At 51.2% G+C, this 19,740-nt stretch carries 13 protein-coding genes; 4 read left to right on the top strand and 9 right to left on the bottom strand.

Translation table 11 applies throughout. From position 1 onward, the window contains the following. Window positions 1-8: 8 nt before the first annotated feature. From HOK28_17905 to HOK28_17895, 3 genes are all read right to left on the bottom strand, one after another. Window positions 9-1,187 carry a hypothetical protein gene (locus tag HOK28_17905; GenBank protein ID MBT6434978.1) on the bottom strand — a complete coding sequence of 393 codons (1,179 nt, stop codon included), beginning with the start codon at window positions 1,185-1,187 and terminating at the stop codon, window positions 9-11. Between the two features lie 79 nt (window positions 1,188-1,266). Next, the gene (gene murJ, locus HOK28_17900; GenBank protein ID MBT6434977.1) at window positions 1,267-2,862 is read right to left on the bottom strand and encodes a murein biosynthesis integral membrane protein MurJ; all 1,596 of its coding nucleotides are present in this window, start codon (window positions 2,860-2,862) and stop codon (window positions 1,267-1,269) included. A gap of 136 nt (window positions 2,863-2,998) precedes the next feature. Then, window positions 2,999-4,180: a hypothetical protein gene (locus tag HOK28_17895; GenBank protein MBT6434976.1), complete on the bottom strand. Its 1,182-nt coding sequence runs from the start codon at window positions 4,178-4,180 to the stop codon at window positions 2,999-3,001. Between the two features lie 110 nt (window positions 4,181-4,290). Here HOK28_17895 and HOK28_17890 point away from each other — a divergent pair, with 110 nt between their 5' ends. The 3 genes from HOK28_17890 to HOK28_17880 are packed head-to-tail and all read left to right on the top strand — an operon-like array spanning window position 4,291 to window position 8,432. After that, window positions 4,291-4,806, top strand: a complete 516-nt coding sequence (locus tag HOK28_17890) for a YkgJ family cysteine cluster protein (protein MBT6434975.1) — start codon at window positions 4,291-4,293, stop codon at window positions 4,804-4,806. A 58-nt stretch (window positions 4,807-4,864) separates the two neighbouring features. Continuing rightward, window positions 4,865-7,342 (top strand): hypothetical protein, encoded by a 2,478-nt coding sequence (locus HOK28_17885; GenBank protein MBT6434974.1) that lies wholly within the window; start codon window positions 4,865-4,867, stop codon window positions 7,340-7,342. A 58-nt stretch (window positions 7,343-7,400) separates the two neighbouring features. Further along, window positions 7,401-8,432: a radical SAM protein gene (locus HOK28_17880; protein MBT6434973.1), complete on the top strand. Its 1,032-nt coding sequence runs from the start codon at window positions 7,401-7,403 to the stop codon at window positions 8,430-8,432. 102 nt (window positions 8,433-8,534) lie between these two features. Here HOK28_17880 and HOK28_17875 read toward each other — a convergent pair whose 3' ends face one another. From HOK28_17875 to recA, 6 genes are all read right to left on the bottom strand, one after another. Then, window positions 8,535-9,860, bottom strand: coding sequence for a hypothetical protein (locus HOK28_17875; protein ID MBT6434972.1), 1,326 nt, complete (start codon window positions 9,858-9,860; stop codon window positions 8,535-8,537). Window positions 9,861-9,873: 13 nt separating this feature from the next. After that, window positions 9,874-12,162: a hypothetical protein gene (locus HOK28_17870; protein MBT6434971.1), complete on the bottom strand. Its 2,289-nt coding sequence runs from the start codon at window positions 12,160-12,162 to the stop codon at window positions 9,874-9,876. A gap of 408 nt (window positions 12,163-12,570) precedes the next feature. Next, window positions 12,571-13,866, bottom strand: coding sequence for a serine--tRNA ligase (serS, locus tag HOK28_17865; GenBank protein MBT6434970.1), 1,296 nt, complete (start codon window positions 13,864-13,866; stop codon window positions 12,571-12,573). A gap of 38 nt (window positions 13,867-13,904) precedes the next feature. Continuing rightward, window positions 13,905-17,234: a tetratricopeptide repeat protein gene (locus tag HOK28_17860; GenBank protein MBT6434969.1), complete on the bottom strand. Its 3,330-nt coding sequence runs from the start codon at window positions 17,232-17,234 to the stop codon at window positions 13,905-13,907. A 106-nt stretch (window positions 17,235-17,340) separates the two neighbouring features. Continuing rightward, window positions 17,341-18,063, bottom strand: coding sequence for a CPBP family intramembrane metalloprotease (locus tag HOK28_17855; GenBank protein ID MBT6434968.1), 723 nt, complete (start codon window positions 18,061-18,063; stop codon window positions 17,341-17,343). A 107-nt stretch (window positions 18,064-18,170) separates the two neighbouring features. Further along, entirely contained in the window at window positions 18,171-19,181 is a 1,011-nt protein-coding gene (gene recA, locus HOK28_17850; protein MBT6434967.1) for a recombinase RecA, read from the bottom strand. Between the two features lie 235 nt (window positions 19,182-19,416). On the opposite strand from recA, the gene HOK28_17845 reads away from it, so the two are divergent. Continuing rightward, a partial coding sequence (locus HOK28_17845; protein ID MBT6434966.1) for a DNA primase occupies window positions 19,417-19,740 on the top strand: 324 nt, incomplete at its 3' end.

Here is a 19,740-nt window from a genome sequence, read left to right as displayed (position 1 = left end):
CTCTCTCCTTATGGCCGTAGGCCATCCTCCATCCATTGATAAAGAAGCTGGACCGTTGCGCCTTCGAGTTTGTTTCCTCCCGCTGGCATGGTTCCACTTTCAATGGCTTCAATAATTTCGTCGATTTCTGCTACCCATTGTTCATAGGTATGAATTTCATGGGCCGGGCCGCCGGGTGCATGGCATTCGGCGCAGTTTGTTTCATCGAATGCACTGATGTTTTCAGCAAAGGTTACCGGTTCATTATCACCTTCGAGTTTATAAATGGCCGTGTTGTCGGAAAGCCAAACACTTGCGTCGTCGGCCACACCAATCAGCATTGCACCCTCGGAAGGCAGCTCCATGGTATAGACCCTGTCTTGCTGGAGTCGTTTGAGCTCGCTTTCGGTTCTTAGCCAAGTAGCCCCTGTTTGCGGATCACTTAGCATTTGCAGCACGCCTTGCTCACCGGGATCTTCTTCATTGGTGGTCAGAGCAACCGGGTGCCAGCTCACCGTATCTTCCGTGGTGCCGGGTAGACGCTGCATCAGCGCCCCATTGTCGTGAGCCAAGATGCTATTTTGAGTTCCAATAAGCGCTTTGGAAATGGGCTCATCCGCGAGGCTTTGCCCGTAGTAATCCCCATTTGAATGTTCGATGAGATAAGTGGACCCATCGCTGCCGGAAAGAACAAGTTGGTTGGAGCTGGAGAAGCTAGAGAAGTGACTGACATTGCTTAAGTCGGGGAATTCAATCATGGCACTGCTTTGATGCAAGAATACGCTTTGAGCCGTGGCTATCCAGATATCTTGACCAAATACCGCAAGGCCTGTGAATTGAGGGTCAGTGAAAAAATCATTGAGCCCGGAGTCAACCATGAAGCCGTCCCAAATTGAGATGGACGAGCCTGTGGCGTAAATGAACGCCTCTCCATAGGAAGCCAAGCCTACAATCGGACTCTCTTCGATGAGGGTGATGCCGGCGGTGTTGAGCTGATAAAGCCCCGTGTCGCTGGCTAGCATCGTTCCGAGCGCTGTGGACGACGCAACGGCGTGAGGGCTGAGGCTTAATCCGTGGTCATAGGTTGATTGGGAGAGCGACAAACTTTCAGTGCTGCTTGGCCGAATGACAAAGTCTTGGTCATCGCCGCAACCGCTGCCTGCCAGCACGAGCCATGCTGTCAGTAAAATTGTTTGAGCCCGCTTCATTCCCAGTCTCCCACTCAGATGTTTGAGTCCCACAGGAGGTTAACAGATGAAAAGAGCTACCGTTGCGGTAAATTTCACACTATTTTCGTCGGCGGCGAGCAATGCCTGCGATTTCGGTCAGTTCCGGATGTTTAACAAAAACGCAGGTCGCAGCGAAGACAGTAATAGCTGTGATCAAGATCACACTGTAAGGAAAGAGTAAGCTTTGGAAGCCGGCCAGAGAGGTGGTCTGAAAATAATTCTGGAGGGCGAACACTGCAGCAGCCATGGTGGCAGTCGCAATCAGAGAGCGGACGATACTCCCACGGGTTTTGCGGTCGATACCCACTTGAATATGGCTACCCATCAGCGCCATTAAAACCACAAGATGCGCACCGGCTGAGAGCGTGTTGGCCAGCGCGATGCCGCCTTGGTCCAGATAAGGGGTGAGCAGATAACAGGCGGCAATATTCACGACCATGCTGACCACAGCTGCCCAAAGAGGACGCCACGTGTCTTTGTAGGCATAGAAGACCGGTACAAAGATTCGCGTGAGAGCGATAAACGTAAGCCCTACAATGTGAAAATTGAGGGCGAAGGCAGTCATGCTTGTGGATTGTGTATCGAAGGTTCCTCTTTCGAACAAAAGCGAGATGGTTTCATTGCGCATCAGCCAGAGGCCGGCAGTAACCGGAAAACAGACAAAGCAGGTTAGGCGTATGGAGAACCCGATGGTGTCTTTGACTTCTTGAGTCTCTTCTTTGGCCACATGGGTGGCCAAGGCTGGAAGAATCACGGTGGATAAAGCCACGGCAAACACGCCAAGAGTCAGTTCTAAAAGCCGGGATGAATATTGTAAGCTTGAGACAGCACCGTCTCCAACGCCCCACGCAATGGCTTGTGAGACGAGCACGTTCACTTGGTAGACACCGGCTCCGAAAATTGTAGGTACGAGGAGAACCAAGACCCGCTTGACACCGGCGCTCATGCGAAAGTCAGGTCGCCACCGAAAACCAAGTTTGTAAACGAAGGGGATCTGGAATCCAAATTGAAAGACCCCGCCGATTAAGACGCCAATGGCAAAGGCGAAGGCGGGCTGGTCCATTCCGGAGGCCAAGATGAGAGCTGCACCAATAATGGCGATATTGAGTAAAACAGCGGTGGTGGCGCTTACCCAGAAAATTTTGAATGTGTTAAGGATGCCTTGAGCAATGGCAGCCCAGGAGACAAGCGCAATATAGGGAAACATCCAGCGGGTTAGGTCGGTGGTAAGTGCGAGTGCTTCGGGAGCAATAGGCTCTCCGCCCAGCCATGCAAAGGCACTGACAATGATACCCGCTCCAAGAGCACCCAGGGCGCTGACGACAACCATCAAGAGCAAAGAGAGGTTAAAGAAATTCCGCGCAAAGCTCAGCGCTTTTTCGTCGCCTTCTTTGGCGCGGTATTCGCTCAGCACGGGAATAAATCCAGCGCTCATGGCACCTTCTGCTAAGAGGCGCCGAAGTAGGTTTGGGATTTGAAAAGCGATACCGAAGGCATCGGACCCCATGGATGTACCAAGGTAGTGGGCTCGAACCTGTTCACGAATCAACCCGAGAACGCGGCTGACCATGGTAATCACACTCATGCTCATCGCGGCTTTTAAAAGCCCTTTTCGCGCTTTTTGTTGCGATTGTGCGGAGGTGTCATCAGCCATAGAGAGCCTTGTTTAACCCATTTTTAGTGGGTTGCTCAAACAATACGCCGCAGGCAAGGAATATTCCCTGGGGGCGACCTGACTTTAAGGGTTGCTGGACTCGGCGGGTTTGTCCAATTTGTGGCGCTGGTTGGCCTTATTTGAGGACAGTTCTCTCAAAGTTCATGTCGCCATTGATATCGAAGAAGCGGCCAACCATCAGGTTGGAGTCGATCTCAACGTAGAGAAAACCAGGTAGTTCGGCATCGTTGTACAGGGTCGGGTTGTTGTCACGGCCTTCGATTTCAGAAGTCTTCGAGCCCGCTCCAGACACAACGAACTCAGTTCCACAGGTATTGTCGAACCATTGGCGGCTGTGGTCGTGCCCGGAAAAATAAATATCGATTTTTCCGCAGACGGACTCTTCAATGAAGTCTTGGATTTTATCACCGTTGACGATTGGAATCAGTGAGGCCGGCAAGCCTTCGTAGTTGCCAGCATTGCCGTGTGGTCCATTGGACAAGTAGGGATGGTGACCAAATGCAAATTTCCACATTGAGTTGTTCTCGGCCACAGATTGGTTGAACCAAGCTTTTTGGTCGTCCGCATCGACATCTCCAATGATGAATTGGTCGACCATGAGAATATTGGTGTCGACAGCAAAGAGTGCCACGTCATCTACTTCAACGGTGTAATAGCGATCTGGGAAATACCATTTTTCTGATACTTGGTGGTATTCCACCTCACAGGTTGTTTTATCCAAAGCAATTGGCAGCACGCCATAGTCGTGATTGCCGGCCACTACATAAAATGGAAAATCTAGATTGGCGTAGGGGTATTCGAATTTTTCTAAAAACTGTGGGTCGTCTAAACAAAGGTCTGTATTGATTCCGTCGTCATAAAAGTTGTCGCCAAGATAAAGCGCAAACTCGCACCCCCCTTGAGCAGTGCAAAGCTCTTGGATGGCATCGGCAACGTCATATTGATTTTGGTTTCCTTCACCGGCATCGCCAAGCACCACGAAACGAAGAATACCATCGTCGACAGGTTCTTCAGGGTCTGCCGCGTCACTTGCGTCGCTGGTTTCGCTCGGGTCTGCCGCATCTGTAGGGTCTGCGGAGTCGGCAGCTTCTGTAGAATCGGAGCTCGGGTCTGGGCTCACTGAAGCATCGCTTGCGTCACTGGACTCAACATCATCACTGGCATCAGCCGCATCGGTGGTATCAGCTGGGTCAGCTGAGGCAGGTGCGGAAACGTCCGTAAGATCTGTTCCGGGCGTTGATTCTGAGCCGCACGAAGAGAGAAAAGCTAATAAAATCAGTATACTTAGTGAGCGCATGTTCCACCTCGGGTTGGGCATCGTGGCCGTGAATATCGGTCTAGGATGCCTAGTTTGGCTGGATCTTGCAACGTGATTGTGTAAATCCATGCTGCACAAGGAGCTCACACTTGAATAATACGCTATTACCCATCATCGAGCAGTACCACCGCGACGTGGATTCAGCCTTAAACCCATTGAATTGGGAGCACGAAAACCAGCTCAAATGCGGGGACGGTTGCAGTGATTGTTGCCAAGACGAGCTAACAGTTTTTAAGGTAGAGGCGGTTGTTATCAAGGCGCATTACGGTGACCTTCTGACGTCCGGCACCCCGCACCCGGTCGGTAAGTGTGCATTTTTAAATGATGCAGGCAGTTGCCGAATATACGAGCACCGGCCCTATGTATGCCGTTCTCAAGGGCTACCGCTACGATGGATCGATGAAGATGAAGCGGGCGAGCTTGGCGAGTACCGAGATATTTGTCCGAAAAATGATTCACCAGATTTTCTTGAAACTCTCGAAGTTGAATCCTGTTGGACCCTGGGCCCTGCAGAGGAGGCGTTGCAGCAAGTCCAGGTTGAAAACCAGAAACCTGGGACAGAGCCAGAGAGGCTGATGCTCCGCGACCTTTTCACGCAAAAGTAAGTTATAAACACACTTCTCTTACCTTTATTTTTTCTAGCATGTCGCGGTAACTTTACGCATGCACAAGACACCGACTTATCTGCCTTTTGTTTTTATCCTCTTAGCAGCTTGTTCTTCCGACCCGGTTTTAGAGAGCGGGGACATTCGTGTTGAACTGACCGATGACCGTGGCCTCGTGGTTAGCCATAGTGGCAACGAAGTCCTCGTTTCCAACAGCGGCGTTACCACGTTGGACGCCGATGAGCGCCCAGGCGAGGCTTATGCACCTTTCGCTGCAGCGCTTACGGATCGAGTCCGGATTGAAGAGGTCTACGGGACTTACGCTTTTAACGATCTCTTTGGTGATTACAGCGCTCTGACCGTGACGGACCATTCTGTAGATGATGATGTACTAAGCTTTGAGTTGGGCGACGCTGCATCCGGAAGTGTAGCCATTGAAGACGGCCATGTCGTGATTACTTGGACGCACGAGACCAACGACCGCTTGGCGATGACTTTCAATTGTTTGGAGGCTGACAAATTCTTTGGCTTGGGCGCTCAGGTAAGCATTGAACACCGCGGCCATCGGGTGCCGGTGTGGGTTCAGGAACAAGGTAACGGTAAAGCAAACCGGGGTGAGGAGCCCGTGGTTTTCGGTTTAAGCGGCAGCCATTATCAAAGTTATGCTCCGGTGCCGTTCGTGATGATGAGCCGGCCTCTTGGGGTGCAGCTTGATACCACTTGGCGCAGTGAATACGAGATGTGTGAGAGCGCAGGTCATTTCCGCCTTGAGATTTTTTCCAAAGAATTCAAAATGAGAATTTACCCAGGTGACTCGGTTAAAGAGGTGATGGAAACGTATACTGCGGAAACAGGAAGGGCACGGCCGGTGAACCGCTGGACATACGGTCCTTGGATTGACACCTTCGGCAGTCCTGAAATTCTGATTGATGCGGCCAGAATGGCTCGTGAGAATAATATCCCGGCAAGTGCGCTGTGGGCCGAGGACTGGATTGGTAAGGAAATAGCGATGGGTGGTGAACACCTGACGTACGATTGGGAAGAAGATCCCGACCTCTATCCAGACATAGAGGGATTGGCGACAACTCTACACGATATGGGCTTTAAGTTTTTAACCTACATTAACCCAATGGTGGCCAGCGATACCCAAGTCTTTGTTGAGGGCGTTGAAGGCGGCTTTCTAGCGAGTGATGAAGACGGTCACCCCATTGAACTAGAGTTCCCCTTCGGTGAGCCACCGTCCTATTATGATATGACGGTTGATGGGTCGCTAGATTGGTTTTGGGGTTATCTAGGCCGAGCTGTAGATAAGGGCATCGATGGCTGGATGCATGATTATGGTGAGTCCTTGCCGCTGGATGCAGTCATGGGGGATGGCCGTTCCGGGTTTGAAGTGCATAACGAATACCCCCTTTTGTGGGCGGAAGCGGGAAGAGCATTTTGGGAAATGAAACGACCCGGTGGTGATTTCGCAATTTTTAATCGTTCTGGTTACACGGGTATCAGCGCTCATACGCACATCATGTGGCTTGGGGATCAATTGGTTACGTTTGACCGAAATGATGGTTTAGGAAGTGTGCCACGTTTGTATCTTTCTGCTGGTCTATCAGGCATCGCTCTTACGCATTCGGATATCGGCGGGTACACAAGCTTTGGTTCTTCGATCCGCACTTATGAACTCTGGGCGCGTTGGGTAACGCTTGAAACGTTTACTCCGTTTATGCGTACGCATCATTCAGGAACACCGGCCCCGAATCTTCAGTGGAGTTCGAACGAGGATACGTTGAATCATTACCGTAAGTATGGCCAATGGCACCAAAGACTCTTGCCGTATTGGACGCAAGTTGTAGACGAAGCGGTCAACAAGGGGGCACCTGCAGTGCGCCCAGTGTGGTGGAACGAAGTCGACCCAAGCGCGCTCTTTGATGTGGATGACGCATTTTTGGTTGGTAATAATCTTTTGGTGGCGCCGATAGTTGAAGAAGGTGTGACAAGCCGGAGTGTGAAGCTTCCCAGTGGTACTTGGCATCGCTGGAACTCTGTGGATGCACTCTCGCCGGTGGCTCAAACAGGAACCGTTACGGTCAGTGATGTTGGAGCCGAGGATGCCATTGTTTTTATTCGGGGCGGTTCGGTGCTTGCCTTGTTAAGCGAGAATTATGACACCACCGCGCAATTTGCCGATGGGGTGGCGGCTGACATCAATGCTGCGCCCGCGGTGATGGAGGAGGTTACCCTGAGACTGGTTCCAGGCGGCGATGATGCGGGTACTCTCTCGGAGCCAAGTTTTGGTCAGATCTCCTATGTGTTTTCCGGGTCGGCACTGGGAACCGGAGCCATGCAGCTAGGCGGCGCGGCTCTAGGAAACTGCGCCAGTGAATCTGACACCATGTGCATGGATGGAAACGCCCTTTATCTGGCTCTTGATGAGGCGGGCCAAAGTATTGAACTGAGCTCTGGCGACGGCACAGGAAGCCTGCAGGTATCCGGCTCTTTTTCAGGCCGGTTGCGTATTGAGCTCTTTACCGGGGAATGACGGGTAAAGAGGTCGAAAAGCCTTCATCTTTTGGTGTGTGTCTTGTAAGGGCGCTTCTATGCCGACATATCCAGACAATCGACCTTCGCTCTTAAGCTGTGGTCCAGAGAAGCTCTCAGCGCTTCTGGGGGGCCCGGGTAGGGCCAGAAATGTGTGGAAGGCTCTCCAAGATGGAGAAACTCTCGAAAATACTCTGACTGCCGGAGCTCTTAAGCGTTTAAAGCAGAAGGTCTCAATCGATTTATTGGAACCTGTTAAAAAAAGCACCGCGGCCTGTGGTACCCGAAAGCTATTGTTGCCACTTCATGATGGTCATTTCATCGAGTCTGTTGTGATCCCCAATCCGAGCCGCACCACAGTATGCGTATCTTCACAAGTTGGTTGTGCACGTGGGTGCCGGTTCTGCATGACAGCCACGATGGGAATCATCCGTAATCTTCGTGCCCATGAAATTGTGGGCCAGGTGGTTGCTGCGGTGGCTGAGGCAAAAGCTGCGGGAATGGCACCTATTCGCAACGTTGTTTTTATGGGGATGGGTGAGCCGCTCGACAATCTAGCAGAGGTTGAAAAATCCCTGGATATTCTCACCGATGGCAGAGCTATGGGGCTGAGTTCCAATCATATTACTGTTTCCACAGTAGGTGGTTCCGCTCAAAAGCTCAGACGGCTCGGTAAACTTCCCGCACAGATTGCCTGGAGTGTGCACGCTGTGGAGGAAAATCTACGCAAGCGCTTGGTACCCACCACACAAATCTCCATGGAAAGTATGCGAGATGTGTTTTCTGAGATTTTGGAAGCACGTAGCGACACAATTTTTGTGGAAGTGACCTTAATGGATGGCGTGAATGATAGCGACGTCTGTGCACGTGAGCTTGCTGAGTTCTTAAAGCCATGTCCAGGCGATGTGCGGGTTAATTTATTACCGCTCAATGAAGGCCGGGAAGGGCTCATGCCAAGCGGGAAGGCACGGGTTGAAGCTTTTGCAAAAGTAATTGCCGCCAGTGGTCTTCGAACGCTTGTGCGAACGCCGCGTGGGCAGGAAGAGAATGCGGCTTGCGGTCAGCTGGTCGTCCTTGAGCAGGGCGGTTGATATCAAGGATTAGATTGTTGGGTTTTCGTTAGAGCAGAGTAGGCAAAAAAAAACGGGCTCTTTCTTTCGAAAGAACCCGCTTTTAATCTCTTATCTTAAAGCTTATTCAGCTTCGGCCTCAGCAGCTGCTTCCTCGCCGCCGCCGCCGCCAAAGTCAAATTGATAACCCACGTGCAGGGCAACCAGTAAAACTTCGAGGTCATACTCAGCCAAGTCGCCACCGAGTCGAGTACTTGACCAGCGCTTTCCGGCTGGAATCTTGTACATAGCCGCAACATCGAGGGTGATACCCGCGAATGTTGTACCAGCACCTGCCGTTACAAAGTGACGGTCTACATCAATCAACGAAGAGTTGAGTGTTGCTGCTGGAATTGGGTTGGTATCAAAAACATAGCCACCCCTAATAAACGTTTGCTCAGCCACTTTGTATTCGGCGCCGATACGGTAGCTTACAGTGTTGTTCCAATTTTTTGGAGAAACACTTTCGGAGCCGTCGGGGAGTGCCAAGCGAAGCTCGTCGTATGACTCAAAGTTAACCATCGCGATTTCACCAGAGAGTCGTAAGTCACCTTCTAGAAATACATCGGAGATGCCAACGTTGATAGCGAGCGGGAGTGTGAGGTCACCGCCAGCAGCACCATCCGGAGGCAAAGAGCCTCGGTAGTCGGCGAGGGTAGCACTGTCACCCATCATGTCGAAGTCAGCATTTCCTTCAAATGCTAGCTTCATGGGAAGTTTTATGGACAAACCCATGGAGAGTCCTTCTGAATCTGGGGAATCATACTGAATGCCCATCCGGCCGCCTACTGCAATTGCGTCTGCGCTTAGCTCAACTTTACCAAGGTCTTCACCAAAGTAGAGGTTGCGGTAAACGTAAAGGCTGCCCATCATCACATCCACACTGGCTCCAAGAGCGAGTCCTTCAATGATGTCTCCGGCGTTCCAGCCAAAACCAAGGCTTGCGGTTGGAGTTTTGAGGGCTGTCTTACGGTTAATGTCTGCTTGTGGGTTGGGAACTTTTTCGCCCGCACTGTTGGTACCATTCTTCGGCATGTAGACTGTGGCGCCCCATGTATTAAAGAAGCCAAAACCAACCGAGAACTCATCCGAGAGCTGATAGCCAAGGTAGAGCGATGGTACGATTCCGGCGGGGTTGTTTGATTCCACTGAAACCAAATCACCTGCCACTGATTGTTCAAAGGTATGCCGAGCAAGAGCTACGGAAGCACCAATGGTGAGGTGAAGATCTTTGATCTTCGTAAGCCCCGCCAAGTTGTAGTACATCGCGGCGCTATCACTGGTTGTAGCGGTGATTGCACCGCCTTGACCCGTGGCTTTACCCGATTGTTCACTTACGGAAAATCCGCCGCCGAAAGCCGGCGCTGCTACCATGGTAGCGATCACAAAAATTGCTGCTGAATATCGCATCGAATTTTCCCCCTTATTCGCCGCTTGTCAGGTGATTGACCAAGAACTGAATGTAGTCTGCTTGCATTTGTCGAACACCTTGTTTGGATGCCTCAATGTTTGCAAGTTCCTCAACCGAGCATGCTGTAACCGCGGTGTCCCACAGGCACGTTGCATAGGGCTCCGGTACTTTTGCTGAGGCATGCGTAAAATCGGCCACACCTTGCTCAGATTGGTACTTCAGATAGAGCTGATTTTGTTCCAGCGCGCTGTTTGCTTCAGCAATCGCATCGGCGGCAACAGTTGTTGGTTCAATTCCTAGCAGACTCGCCATTTCCTCTGTGACTGAGTTATCAACCGTGGCATCAGAAACGCTCTCTTGAATAAGAATCGTTGAATGACGACTGGTGATTGCGTCAGCAAAGATTCCAGGCTCAGCAGCATCGGCTAGCCAAGAAAACGGTGTGAGGAGCGCGTTTACAGCAGGATCTATTTGCCACTCTTCCGCCACACAGAATGCTGTGACGTCGTCGTTGCCATCCCACACTTCTCCTTCGATGGTTCCAGCGTCAATCAAGGCGTTGATGAGAAAGCAGGGCCATTTTTTATTGGTCATGCGCTCAAGAACATCTCTCCAGCTAACACCTGTAACATTGAGGACCACTGATTTGAATTCGTATCCCTCTTTAAGAGTTCCCAGGAGAGGCTGCCCAAGGTAGCCGCCGAGGGAGTGACCGAAGTAACCCATGTTGTCTGTGTCGATTGCGAGGTTACCGCACCCGCCGTTGTCTGCATCGCAAGACGTGCGCAACGCGTGAATGAACGCGTGACCGTCAACGACAGACTGACGCAGGTTATCGCGAAGTGTTCCGGGGTTTCCGTCGATTGTTCCGTTGAAGCATTGGTCTTGTCCGTTGCCTGGGCGAACAAGGCCTGGAGGACAGCCCGCAGCTTCGTCAACCACAACTTGGTCTGCTCGAACGCCTGACTTAACCCAGTCGGTTGCGACCAGCGCAATACCCGCTTTGTTAAATACCGATGCGACTGTGTAGGCCTGCTCTTTAGAATCACCGATTCCGTGTGCCCAAATAACAGTTGGCCACCCACCCGCTGGTGCTGTACCCGCGGGGATAAAGCCCACCATCTCAATGTTTTGGTACTCCATGATCGGTGGATTCAAAGCTGGTATCCAGAGGTCAAAGAGTTCTGGGTTTTGAAATTTAGGTGATCTGAAGTTACCGTGAACAATGGCTCCGATGGAGCTACATGGCGTTGTCCACGTATAAGTGCCGTCGTCGTTATCACCACAAGCCCATGGAACTTTGGCTGCGGCGTCTTGGCCAATCCAGCGATCATCGGTTCCGTAATTATTTTGATTGCGCGCCCATGTTCCCCAGTACCCGTCGAGCTCAGCGAGCAAGTGTTGCTCAATGGCGGCGGGGCTGTTGATTTCGGACGTAATGTTCATCGCTCCAGCCTGGGCGACTGCTGTGTTAGCAGGACTGCCGGGAACGTTGGCGTCGAGTGCCACATCAGCTGATTGAGTTTTGAAGCCCCAAGCAAGGATGATGTCTGAGCGTACATGACCCATGCTGTCTACAGCAAAGCTCATGAGTTGGCTGTGTGTATTCCACAGTAGGTCGATGCCTTCGATGCTAGCCATGCCTTCGGCATCTGCTGGGTTGAAGGGCGTGTGATTCTTCACGACCGAACGGCTCATTGTACCGTCTTCCGCGGTGACGTTCTCAATTTGCACAGGGTTGGTTGCTTGTCGAACGAAGCCCCATGTCGCGCTTGCTTTGAAGCTTTCGCCGCTTGCTGCCTTCAGACCCGAACCGATGACCACTGCGTAGTATGTATCGTCCTTAAGCGGTTTGACTGGACTCATCATCAGGCGGTCAACTGCACTCTGCATGGAGCATGTGGAATCCCAACGCAACGTCGTATCCGCAAGAGCGTAGACGTCGAGAGTCGAACCATCGCTCATGTCGTAAAGCTTGACGTTGCCGGCTACTGTGCTGACGTCGACGGGCTGGTTGAACGTTGCATAAATAGGTGCGTTGTTCATGGCAAAGCCATCGATGCCGTTTAGCAAAACGCTACGCAAGGTCGCGGTGGTTGCAGTTTCATTGCAGCCAGCCGGGATGTTGAGCAAACCCGTCTCACTAAATAACAGATTATTCGGAAACGGAATAATGCTGTTGGCCGGGTCGAACTCTGCAATCGATGATGCAGTAAGTTCGAGTTCATTCTCATCTACTTCGACTTTGGGTGCGCACCCGACCATGCCTACAATTAGCAGTGGTACCAGTACTCTATTCATGGATAACCCCCATCCTTTGTGTACGAAATTTATAAGCCATTCTAGAGGGGGTCTCAAGCTTTGTGCATTTGTAACTCGCCAGGAGGGGTACGGAATACAGTTGTCAGATTCACATCTTACGCCGACCGGTTAAAAGTAAGTATTTCTTCTTTTGATCTGATTGGGCTGATTTTTTCACTTAAGTTGCCCTAAATCCCGGCGATGACTTCAATGCCTGGCCTGGCTAGTTAGGGCTTTTGCGGGGGGCTGAGGAATTGGGGCCTCGGCCCCTTGCCTAAATGAGCTCTATGGACAGGCACACCAAACGCGGCGCTCGGTAGGATTTTCGAATCTCACCGGGCGTTTGCGCGTTTTGGGACCACTAGGGTGTCGTCTAATGTAAGTTCATATGGGTAAAGCACCCAGCTCTTAAATAGAATCGATGCGATCTGCGCCAAAAAATGGGCGCAATGCTTCAGGGACTTCGATGGAGCCATCGGCCTGTTGGTAGTTCTCTAAAATTGCCAAAAGAGTACGACCCACAGCAAGACTGGAACCGTTTAAGGTATGTACGAGTTTAGGCTTGGCTTTTTTCTTCTGTCCGCCAGATTCCGGGCGATAACGAATTTGCGATCGTCTTGCCTGAAAATCACCACAATTCGAACAACTTGAGATCTCTCGGTAGTGGTTTTGCGATGGAATCCACACTTCAAGGTCATAGGTTTTAGTCGCTGCAAATCCCAAATCGCCAGTTGCCAAGGTAACCACTCGGTAAGGTAGCCCAAGTTCTTTCAAGATTTGTTCGGCGTTGCCAGTGAGTCTTTCGAGCTCTTCGATGCTGTCTTCTGGCGTGGTGTAGCTTACCAACTCAACTTTATTAAATTGGTGTTGGCGTAAGATACCTCGTGTATCCCGGCCTGCCGCACCTGCTTCTCTTCGAAAGCATGGCGTGTAAGCAGTGTACCGAAGTGGGAGCTGCGCTTCTTCTACGATTTCTTCACGGTGCAAATTCACAAGGGGAACTTCACTGGTTGGAATCAAAGCAAATTCGCGATCGAGGGTTTCGTAACTTTCACCAATAAACTTTGGGTATTGACCGGCGGCTTGCATCGATTCGGGGCGCACCAAAAGAGGCGGCGCAATTTCTTCGTAGCCATTATGAAAGGCACGATCGAGCATGAATTGAATCAACGCGCGCTCCAACCGGGCCCCGGCTCCTCGGTAGACCACAAACCGCGATCCACTGATTTTCGCTGCACGCTCAAAATCTAGAATACCTAGCTTTTCACCAACTTCCCAATGGGGCTTCGGTTCGAAATCGAATGCTCGTTTTTCGCCAACTTCACGTTCAATACGGTTATGGCTTTCATCTGCTCCAACGGGGACAGATTCGTGAGGCAGGTTGGGCACAGTAAGCAAAAGCTCGGTCATTTGCTCTTGAGCCTGATTGGTCAATTCTTCCGCATCTTTGATTTCAGACTTGAGCCCTTTGAGTGAGGCACGGGCCGCAGCTACGGCATCCATATCCCCAGCTTTGGCCTTTTGCTGAACTTCACCGGTTGCTTCATTAAGCTTGTGGCGCAGTGCTTCGAGGTGGCCAATGGCTTCGCTGCGGTTGCTAACCAGTGTTTTAAGTTGCGTAATGACTTCAGCAGCCACGCCTCGGCTTGTTAAGCGTTCAAGTACGGCGTCTGCTTCATGATGAAAAGCGCGGTGGTCGAGCATAGTGGGTCGCTCTATTTCAATTAAATAGTTTGCAAAAATTACCTGGTGCCGAGGTTAGCCAGCTCGCTGCGGACTTCCTGGGCAAATTCACCATTGGGCGCCAGTGCCAGGTAGCGGTTAAAGTGCGCCTTGGCCGCTTGTAGTTGGTCCTGGTCCTTAAGCGCAACCCCTATGAGGTAGTGAGCTTGCGGATTATCGGGATTGATTTGCAGGACTCGGTTTAAAGTACGGGTTGCCGGGGCCAGTTGTCCAAGCTCGTAAAGCTGCAGACGAGCTGCTTTCACAAAGATCTGCTCCGATGTGTAACCGTAACGGATGGCATTGAGATAGGCTTCAAGAGCGAGTTTGGGGCGACCAATATCGGTGTAAATATCACCTAACTGTTCGCGAGCGTTAGCATTTTTCGGCGAATGGGTCGTTACAAACTTCAGCTGGTTGGCAGCCTCTTTGAGCTGACCGTTCTTGATGAGCAAGCCGGCCAGCTTCTCACGGATGTCTACAAGCTGAGGATTGAGTTGAAGTGCCTCGGTGTACGCGTCAATTGCGTTGGATCGGTTGCTACGCTGTTCTTCGAGATTTCCAAGCAAAATATAAGTATCCGGGGCAGGTTTGCTACGGATCGATTCCTTCAAGAATGCTCGCGCCTTCACTCCGTCTTCTGCCGTCCAGCTGCGTGCGAGCTGTTTAGTGATTTCAGCAGTGCGCCAATCCGGCTTTTCTTTAAGAAAGTCCTCAATGTTGATTCGAGCTTCCACCTGGCGATCCAAATCGAGCAGTGCACGGCTTCGAGCGAGAACTGTTTTGTGGGTGAAGGGGTTCACTCTATCGATTTCGGTATGCCAAAAAAGTCGTGCATTCGGCTCGCCAGACGTGTCGGCGATCTGAGCCATCTTTTCGGCCATCTCAATGGTTTTGCCCGTGTTCATGTATCGGGCTTGGCCAATTTTAAGGGCGCGATTAAATCGCTTCGCGTGGGTAAGGGCCTTGAGCATGTTGTCGACAATCTTATTGGGATTGTCAGCAGTAGGCGCTTTCCACAGGACTTCCTCATAAAGAGAAACTGCGCCGTCATGATTTCCTTTTTGCAACATAGCATCAGCCAGCGCGAGGGTAATCACGGGGTGGCGGTTGTCTCCACGAACGCGGCTCAAGCGAGCCAGGGTCTCTTTCAACTTACGGCCGGAAGACAGTTCAAGTGCGATATTTGCCTCAGGAAAAGCGGCTCTAACTTTCAAGCCCGCTTTATAGGAAGCACGAGCTTGCTTGGGTTTACCGGCAGCCATGGCGATATCGCCGCGAGCCAGCTGGACCCAACCTTGAGTAAGTTTCGGGGGAAGTGAAGCAACTTGTTCAACGTATTGTTTGGCTGCCGCTGCGTCTTTGGCCGCCAAAGCAAAGCTGGACAGCAGGTAGGCGACGCGCGCTTTTTGCACCGAGGCATCGGCTGGCAAGCTTGCGGCAAAAGTCTGGAGCTCTTCGATGGCTTTACCACCGGTCATATGGGTGAGCTGAGCGAGGGCCAACGCTTTTTCAAGGGCGCTCTTTTTCGACGCCTCGATATGTTTGCGGGCGGCATCGGTTTTGCCAACTAAAAGCTCCGAGTACGCTTTGGCATTTAAATGAGTTGTTTGTAGAGCCTCTGGGAGCGTGTTCTCTTGGACGGGCTGAAGAGATTCAGCCAACGTGGATGCTTCTGAAAAGCGCGCCTTCTCCAAGAGGGCATCCATCCGCACGAGAATATGGTCGGCTGAGGTTTTATCGTTTACACCTTCTGTAAGAAGCTTTGCGCCGCCAGCTGGGCGATTGCCACTCATAATCAGATTTGCGAGGTCAATGCGTGCATCCAGCATCGAAGGGTCAGCTTTAACGAGACTTGCGAGAACCGTTTCTGCCTTCTTGGTCATATCTCGTTCTGTGTAAAGCCGCGAGAGAACAAGGCCTACTGCGGGTGCAGCAGTTTTACTCTTGCGCCAAGTTCCTTCTAGAAGAAGCCTTGCGGGCTCACCTTCGCCAGCTTTGAGAAGACGTACTCCTTCAAGAGCTACGGCGATGTCGTCACTTGAGTCTACAGCCTCAAGGGGGGTTTGTTTGGGATCGGTGGGCGTTCCGTAGGATTGTTTAAGCCGGTAAGCGGCCCATGCTTTCAAGGGTTTATCGGCGATGGTATTTTTCATTGCCGCTGAGAGCTCGTTGAACCGAAGTTGATTGACGTTGTCGCGAGCCAACGGCCGGTTTGCTTTACGCGCTTTTTCTTCTTGTGCGAGCTTGGCGGCCGCTGCTTTTTTCTTGGCTAAAGCTGCACGAATTTTTTCTTGTTTGGCGTCTTCGAGCTTTTGCGCTTCGGGAGTCACCGTCGCTGAGCCAGAGTCCAGCAAGCTTTCGAAGTCTAATGTGACGGCTGCGGCTACGCCGGCTAAACCAATTAAAACCAGAAACATAGCAATTTGGCGTGAGCTGGAGGGTTTCTCCGGCTTGCTTGATTCGAGGGCTGGTGTTTCCGCAATCGCATGAGCTCTGGTTCCCGCGATTTGATTTGAGTCGGATGGAGGCGAAGCCAAGGGTTCGCTGAATTCATCGAAGTTGAAATCCAAGTCGTCGGTTATGGCTTGCTGTATTCCGGGCGTAAAATCATTGAGCGATGCGCCAAGGTTATCGGCGGTGGGTATCTCTGCGCTGAGTTCGTCCATCAGGTTTGGAATAGACTCGTCACCAGCTGGTCCCATTGGGCTCATACTATCATCGAGCAGACTGGCAGCATGAAGATCACTCGTTAAATCGATGGCAGAGTCTTGGTCACCCAAGTCCTGTCCAATGGATTCGAGACTACTTTCGCCTGGGGAACTTGGCATCAACTCATCTAAGAACGAAGCATCCAATGCGCCACTCATGGACGTCGAGGGTGGGAGCGGGTTCTTATCACCTTCACTGAAGTCGACGGTTGAGGGCCCTTCGTCGTCGAATGGGTCTATTTCCATATCCAAGTCGACGTCCAGGTCGACATCCATACCGAGATCGATTTCTTCCAGCTCTTGCTTGGGCGTCGTAAACTCAACGGAAGGCGAGGACGGAAATATATCGTCCAGAACAGCTAGACTTTCCTCGGCCTCTTGTTTGTCCGCTTCATCATCAAAGACGTTTAAGCTATCGCTGATAGAGCCAGCGTCACTTTCTTTGAAGTCGATGGTGGGAGAAATTTCTTCCTCTAAGCCTTCAAGGATGGGCATCTCGTCTTCTACTGCCTGAGCAGCGGGCGCGGCAGGAACCGTAACGATGGCCTGACAACCAACACACTGAAAAGAGGTACCAGGCGTATAAACGTTTAAGTCGACGTCGTATGTTGTTCCGCAGCTCGGACAGGGTAAATGCATGCTCTAATGGCCCCGATGATTAAAATCCCTAAAAGATTCAGGCTTTTAACTTCAAATATCATTGCCCCTTGGAGACTGGCAAACAAATCGCGTTTTTGAGGGTGCGTTAGATGGTCCGATAAAGCGTAAAAAGAAGCGCGCCAAAGATATTACACAGAGCGTGATAGCTGATGGCGCCGTAGATTGAGCCGGTCGCATTGCGGAGCCAAGCAAAGAGAAGTGCGGGGAAAAAGGGGCCAAGTCGCATGGGGTTCCACTCCCCAAGGAAGTGGCCCAAAGCGAAAAGCAGTGCAGTGATCACAGCTGCTTTTCCTAAAAGTACGCCAAAAACAGCTGTTTGGGGTGGCCAAAGTTGCTCGAGTCGGGGCTGAAGGTAGCCGCGGTAAAATGTTTCTTCAGGCAGCGCCACGCCTAAGAAGTGCGTAGCACTCAGGCTCAATAGCCATCCCGTACTGCTAAGCCACTCGGCCATGGTACTTGGAAGTTTTGGGGACCAAGTGCGATTGGGGATGTAGCTGGCGATTTCAGAGAACCCAAAGCTTTGAACCCAGTCGTGGCCCTCGGTAACGAAGAGGTGGTAGCCAAGCGCATAGGGTATGAAAGTGATGGCACATAATTTTGCAGTAAGTTTAAAGTCTGCGCCTAATTGTTCACGATGCAAGCCAAGAAAATCGTAGTCTCGTTTTAGGCTGTCCATGCGCCAGATCGGCAAATAAAGCTGGAGCCCAGCGGCGATGGTAAACGCTATGGCACCAACATAGGCGATGCCACCCAGGGGTTTAACCAGGAGAAGAGTGAGTAAAATCAAACCAACGAGGCGCCAAGCCATCTTGATTTCAGCAACGTTCTGCTCGGATTGGCTTTTGGCGTGTGTATTCATCTTGGTTTGAGTTCTCTTTAAATGTTCTTACCCTGAGTGGCATAGGTTTTACAAAATCACGCAGCCTTTCTTTCGGACCTGGCGGCCGTTTCAATGGCCTCGGTCAGCGAAACCAGCTTGTCGGGCTCTGTCTCAAGCTTTTCAGCCACTCGCTCTCTACCTTGACCAAGGCGCTCTTCGCCCCAAGATAACCACGAACCGTTTCGCGAGAGCACTTCGTATTTGAGCCCCTGTTCAACTAGGTCTCCTGTCTTCCAAATTCCTTTACCGTAGTGAATTTCAACTTCTAATTGACGAAAGGGTGGCGCCAGCTTGTTTTTTACGATTTTGATTCGGGTGCGGTTTCCAATGACCTCTTCACCTTTTTTAATGGGTCCAATACGTCTGACTTCCACTCGCACGGATGCATAAAACTTAAGCGCGTTACCACCGGTGGTAACTTCAGGGTTGCCGAACGTCACCCCAATTTTGTGTCGCAATTGGTTGATAAATATAAGAGATGACCCGGTACGGTTGGCAATACCTGTAAGTTTACGCATGGCTTGGCTCATGAGCCGTGCTTGAAGGCCCATATGAGAGTCGCCCATCAAACCTTCAATCTCTGCTCTCGGTACCAGGGCGGCGACGGAGTCTAGAACAATTAAATCAATGGTTCCTGAGCGGACCAACATTTCACAAATTTCAAGCGCTTGTTCCCCGCAATCTGGCTGAGAAAGTAGAAGTTTGTCGGGAACGACCCCAAGTTTTTGCGCGTAGTTTAGATCCAGAGCGTGCTCTGCGTCGATAAATGCGCAAACACCACCTTTCTCTTGGCATTGGGCAATGGCTTGTAACGCGAGGGTGGTTTTACCACTGGCTTCCGGTCCAAAAATCTCAGTGATCCTTCCTTTCGGAAAGCCTCCGGTCCCCAAAGCGAGATCTACGCCAAGACTGCCGGATGAAATGGTTTCAATTTCTTGCTGAGGAAGTGTGTCACCCATGTGCATGATCGCGCCTTTACCGAATTGTTTTTCGATACTGGCTAAGGTGGCTTGTAGTAATTGGATCTTATCTTTTGCTTTTCCCATGAAATCTCCTGAGTTGGACGGGTTTTGTTGTCTCAGGTCTCAGGCAAAATGGGTGCCAGGATATTTATCAGGAATTACTTTATGATTTTCTGTCTTTGGTGTAGCGATTAGTCAATCTGATACACCCGCGCCAAGAGAGCGCGACACTTTGATGGGATGAGGGACCAGCGTGTCTAGAGATGACGACGGGACAATCGATTCGGGCAACATAGAGCCTCAAGCCACACCCGGACCTATGGGTGATGGCAAAGCCCCGTACAAAGCCGATGATGGAAGCATTGATGAAATCAAACGGCGCATCGACCTTTCGGAATATATTGGTCGTTATGTTGCGCTGAAAAAGCAGGGCCGCGACATGACGGGACTCTGCCCTTTTCATGGTGAAAAAACGCCTTCGTTTAGCGTGTCGCCCAAAGGGTTTTATTATTGTTTTGGTTGTCACGCCAAAGGTGACCTTTACGCTTTTGCCATGGCTTACCATGGTTGGGGATTTGGTGAGGCCAAGCGAAATCTTGGCGCCGAGGCTGGTGTGGAAGTTGCTAAAATTTCGCCGGTTCAG

The sequence above is a fragment of the Deltaproteobacteria bacterium genome, from assembly GCA_018668695.1.
In the GTDB taxonomy this organism is placed as follows: domain Bacteria; phylum Myxococcota; class XYA12-FULL-58-9; order XYA12-FULL-58-9; family JABJBS01; genus JABJBS01.
Note: the sequence above shows the minus strand (reverse complement) of the source record. Positions and strands in the feature narration are given on the sequence as shown.

Bases quoted from the DNA above. Each gene is read 5' to 3' on its own strand.
- HOK28_17905 (MBT6434978.1), bottom strand. From the start codon at position 1,187: ATGAAGCGGGCTCAAACAATTTTACTGACAGCATGGCTCGTGCTGGCA.
- murJ (MBT6434977.1), bottom strand. From the start codon at position 2,862: ATGGCTGATGACACCTCCGCACAATCGCAACAAAAAGCGCGAAAAGGG.
- HOK28_17895 (MBT6434976.1), bottom strand. From the start codon at position 4,180: ATGCGCTCACTAAGTATACTGATTTTATTAGCTTTTCTCTCTTCGTGC.
- HOK28_17885 (MBT6434974.1), top strand. From the start codon at position 4,865: ATGCACAAGACACCGACTTATCTGCCTTTTGTTTTTATCCTCTTAGCA.
- HOK28_17880 (MBT6434973.1), top strand. From the start codon at position 7,401: ATGCCGACATATCCAGACAATCGACCTTCGCTCTTAAGCTGTGGTCCA.
- HOK28_17875 (MBT6434972.1), bottom strand. From the start codon at position 9,860: ATGCGATATTCAGCAGCAATTTTTGTGATCGCTACCATGGTAGCAGCG.
- HOK28_17870 (MBT6434971.1), bottom strand. From the start codon at position 12,162: ATGAATAGAGTACTGGTACCACTGCTAATTGTAGGCATGGTCGGGTGC.
- serS (MBT6434970.1), bottom strand. From the start codon at position 13,866: ATGCTCGACCACCGCGCTTTTCATCATGAAGCAGACGCCGTACTTGAA.
- HOK28_17860 (MBT6434969.1), bottom strand. From the start codon at position 17,234: ATGCATTTACCCTGTCCGAGCTGCGGAACAACATACGACGTCGACTTA.
- HOK28_17855 (MBT6434968.1), bottom strand. From the start codon at position 18,063: ATGGCTTGGCGCCTCGTTGGTTTGATTTTACTCACTCTTCTCCTGGTT.
- recA (MBT6434967.1), bottom strand. From the start codon at position 19,181: ATGGGAAAAGCAAAAGATAAGATCCAATTACTACAAGCCACCTTAGCC.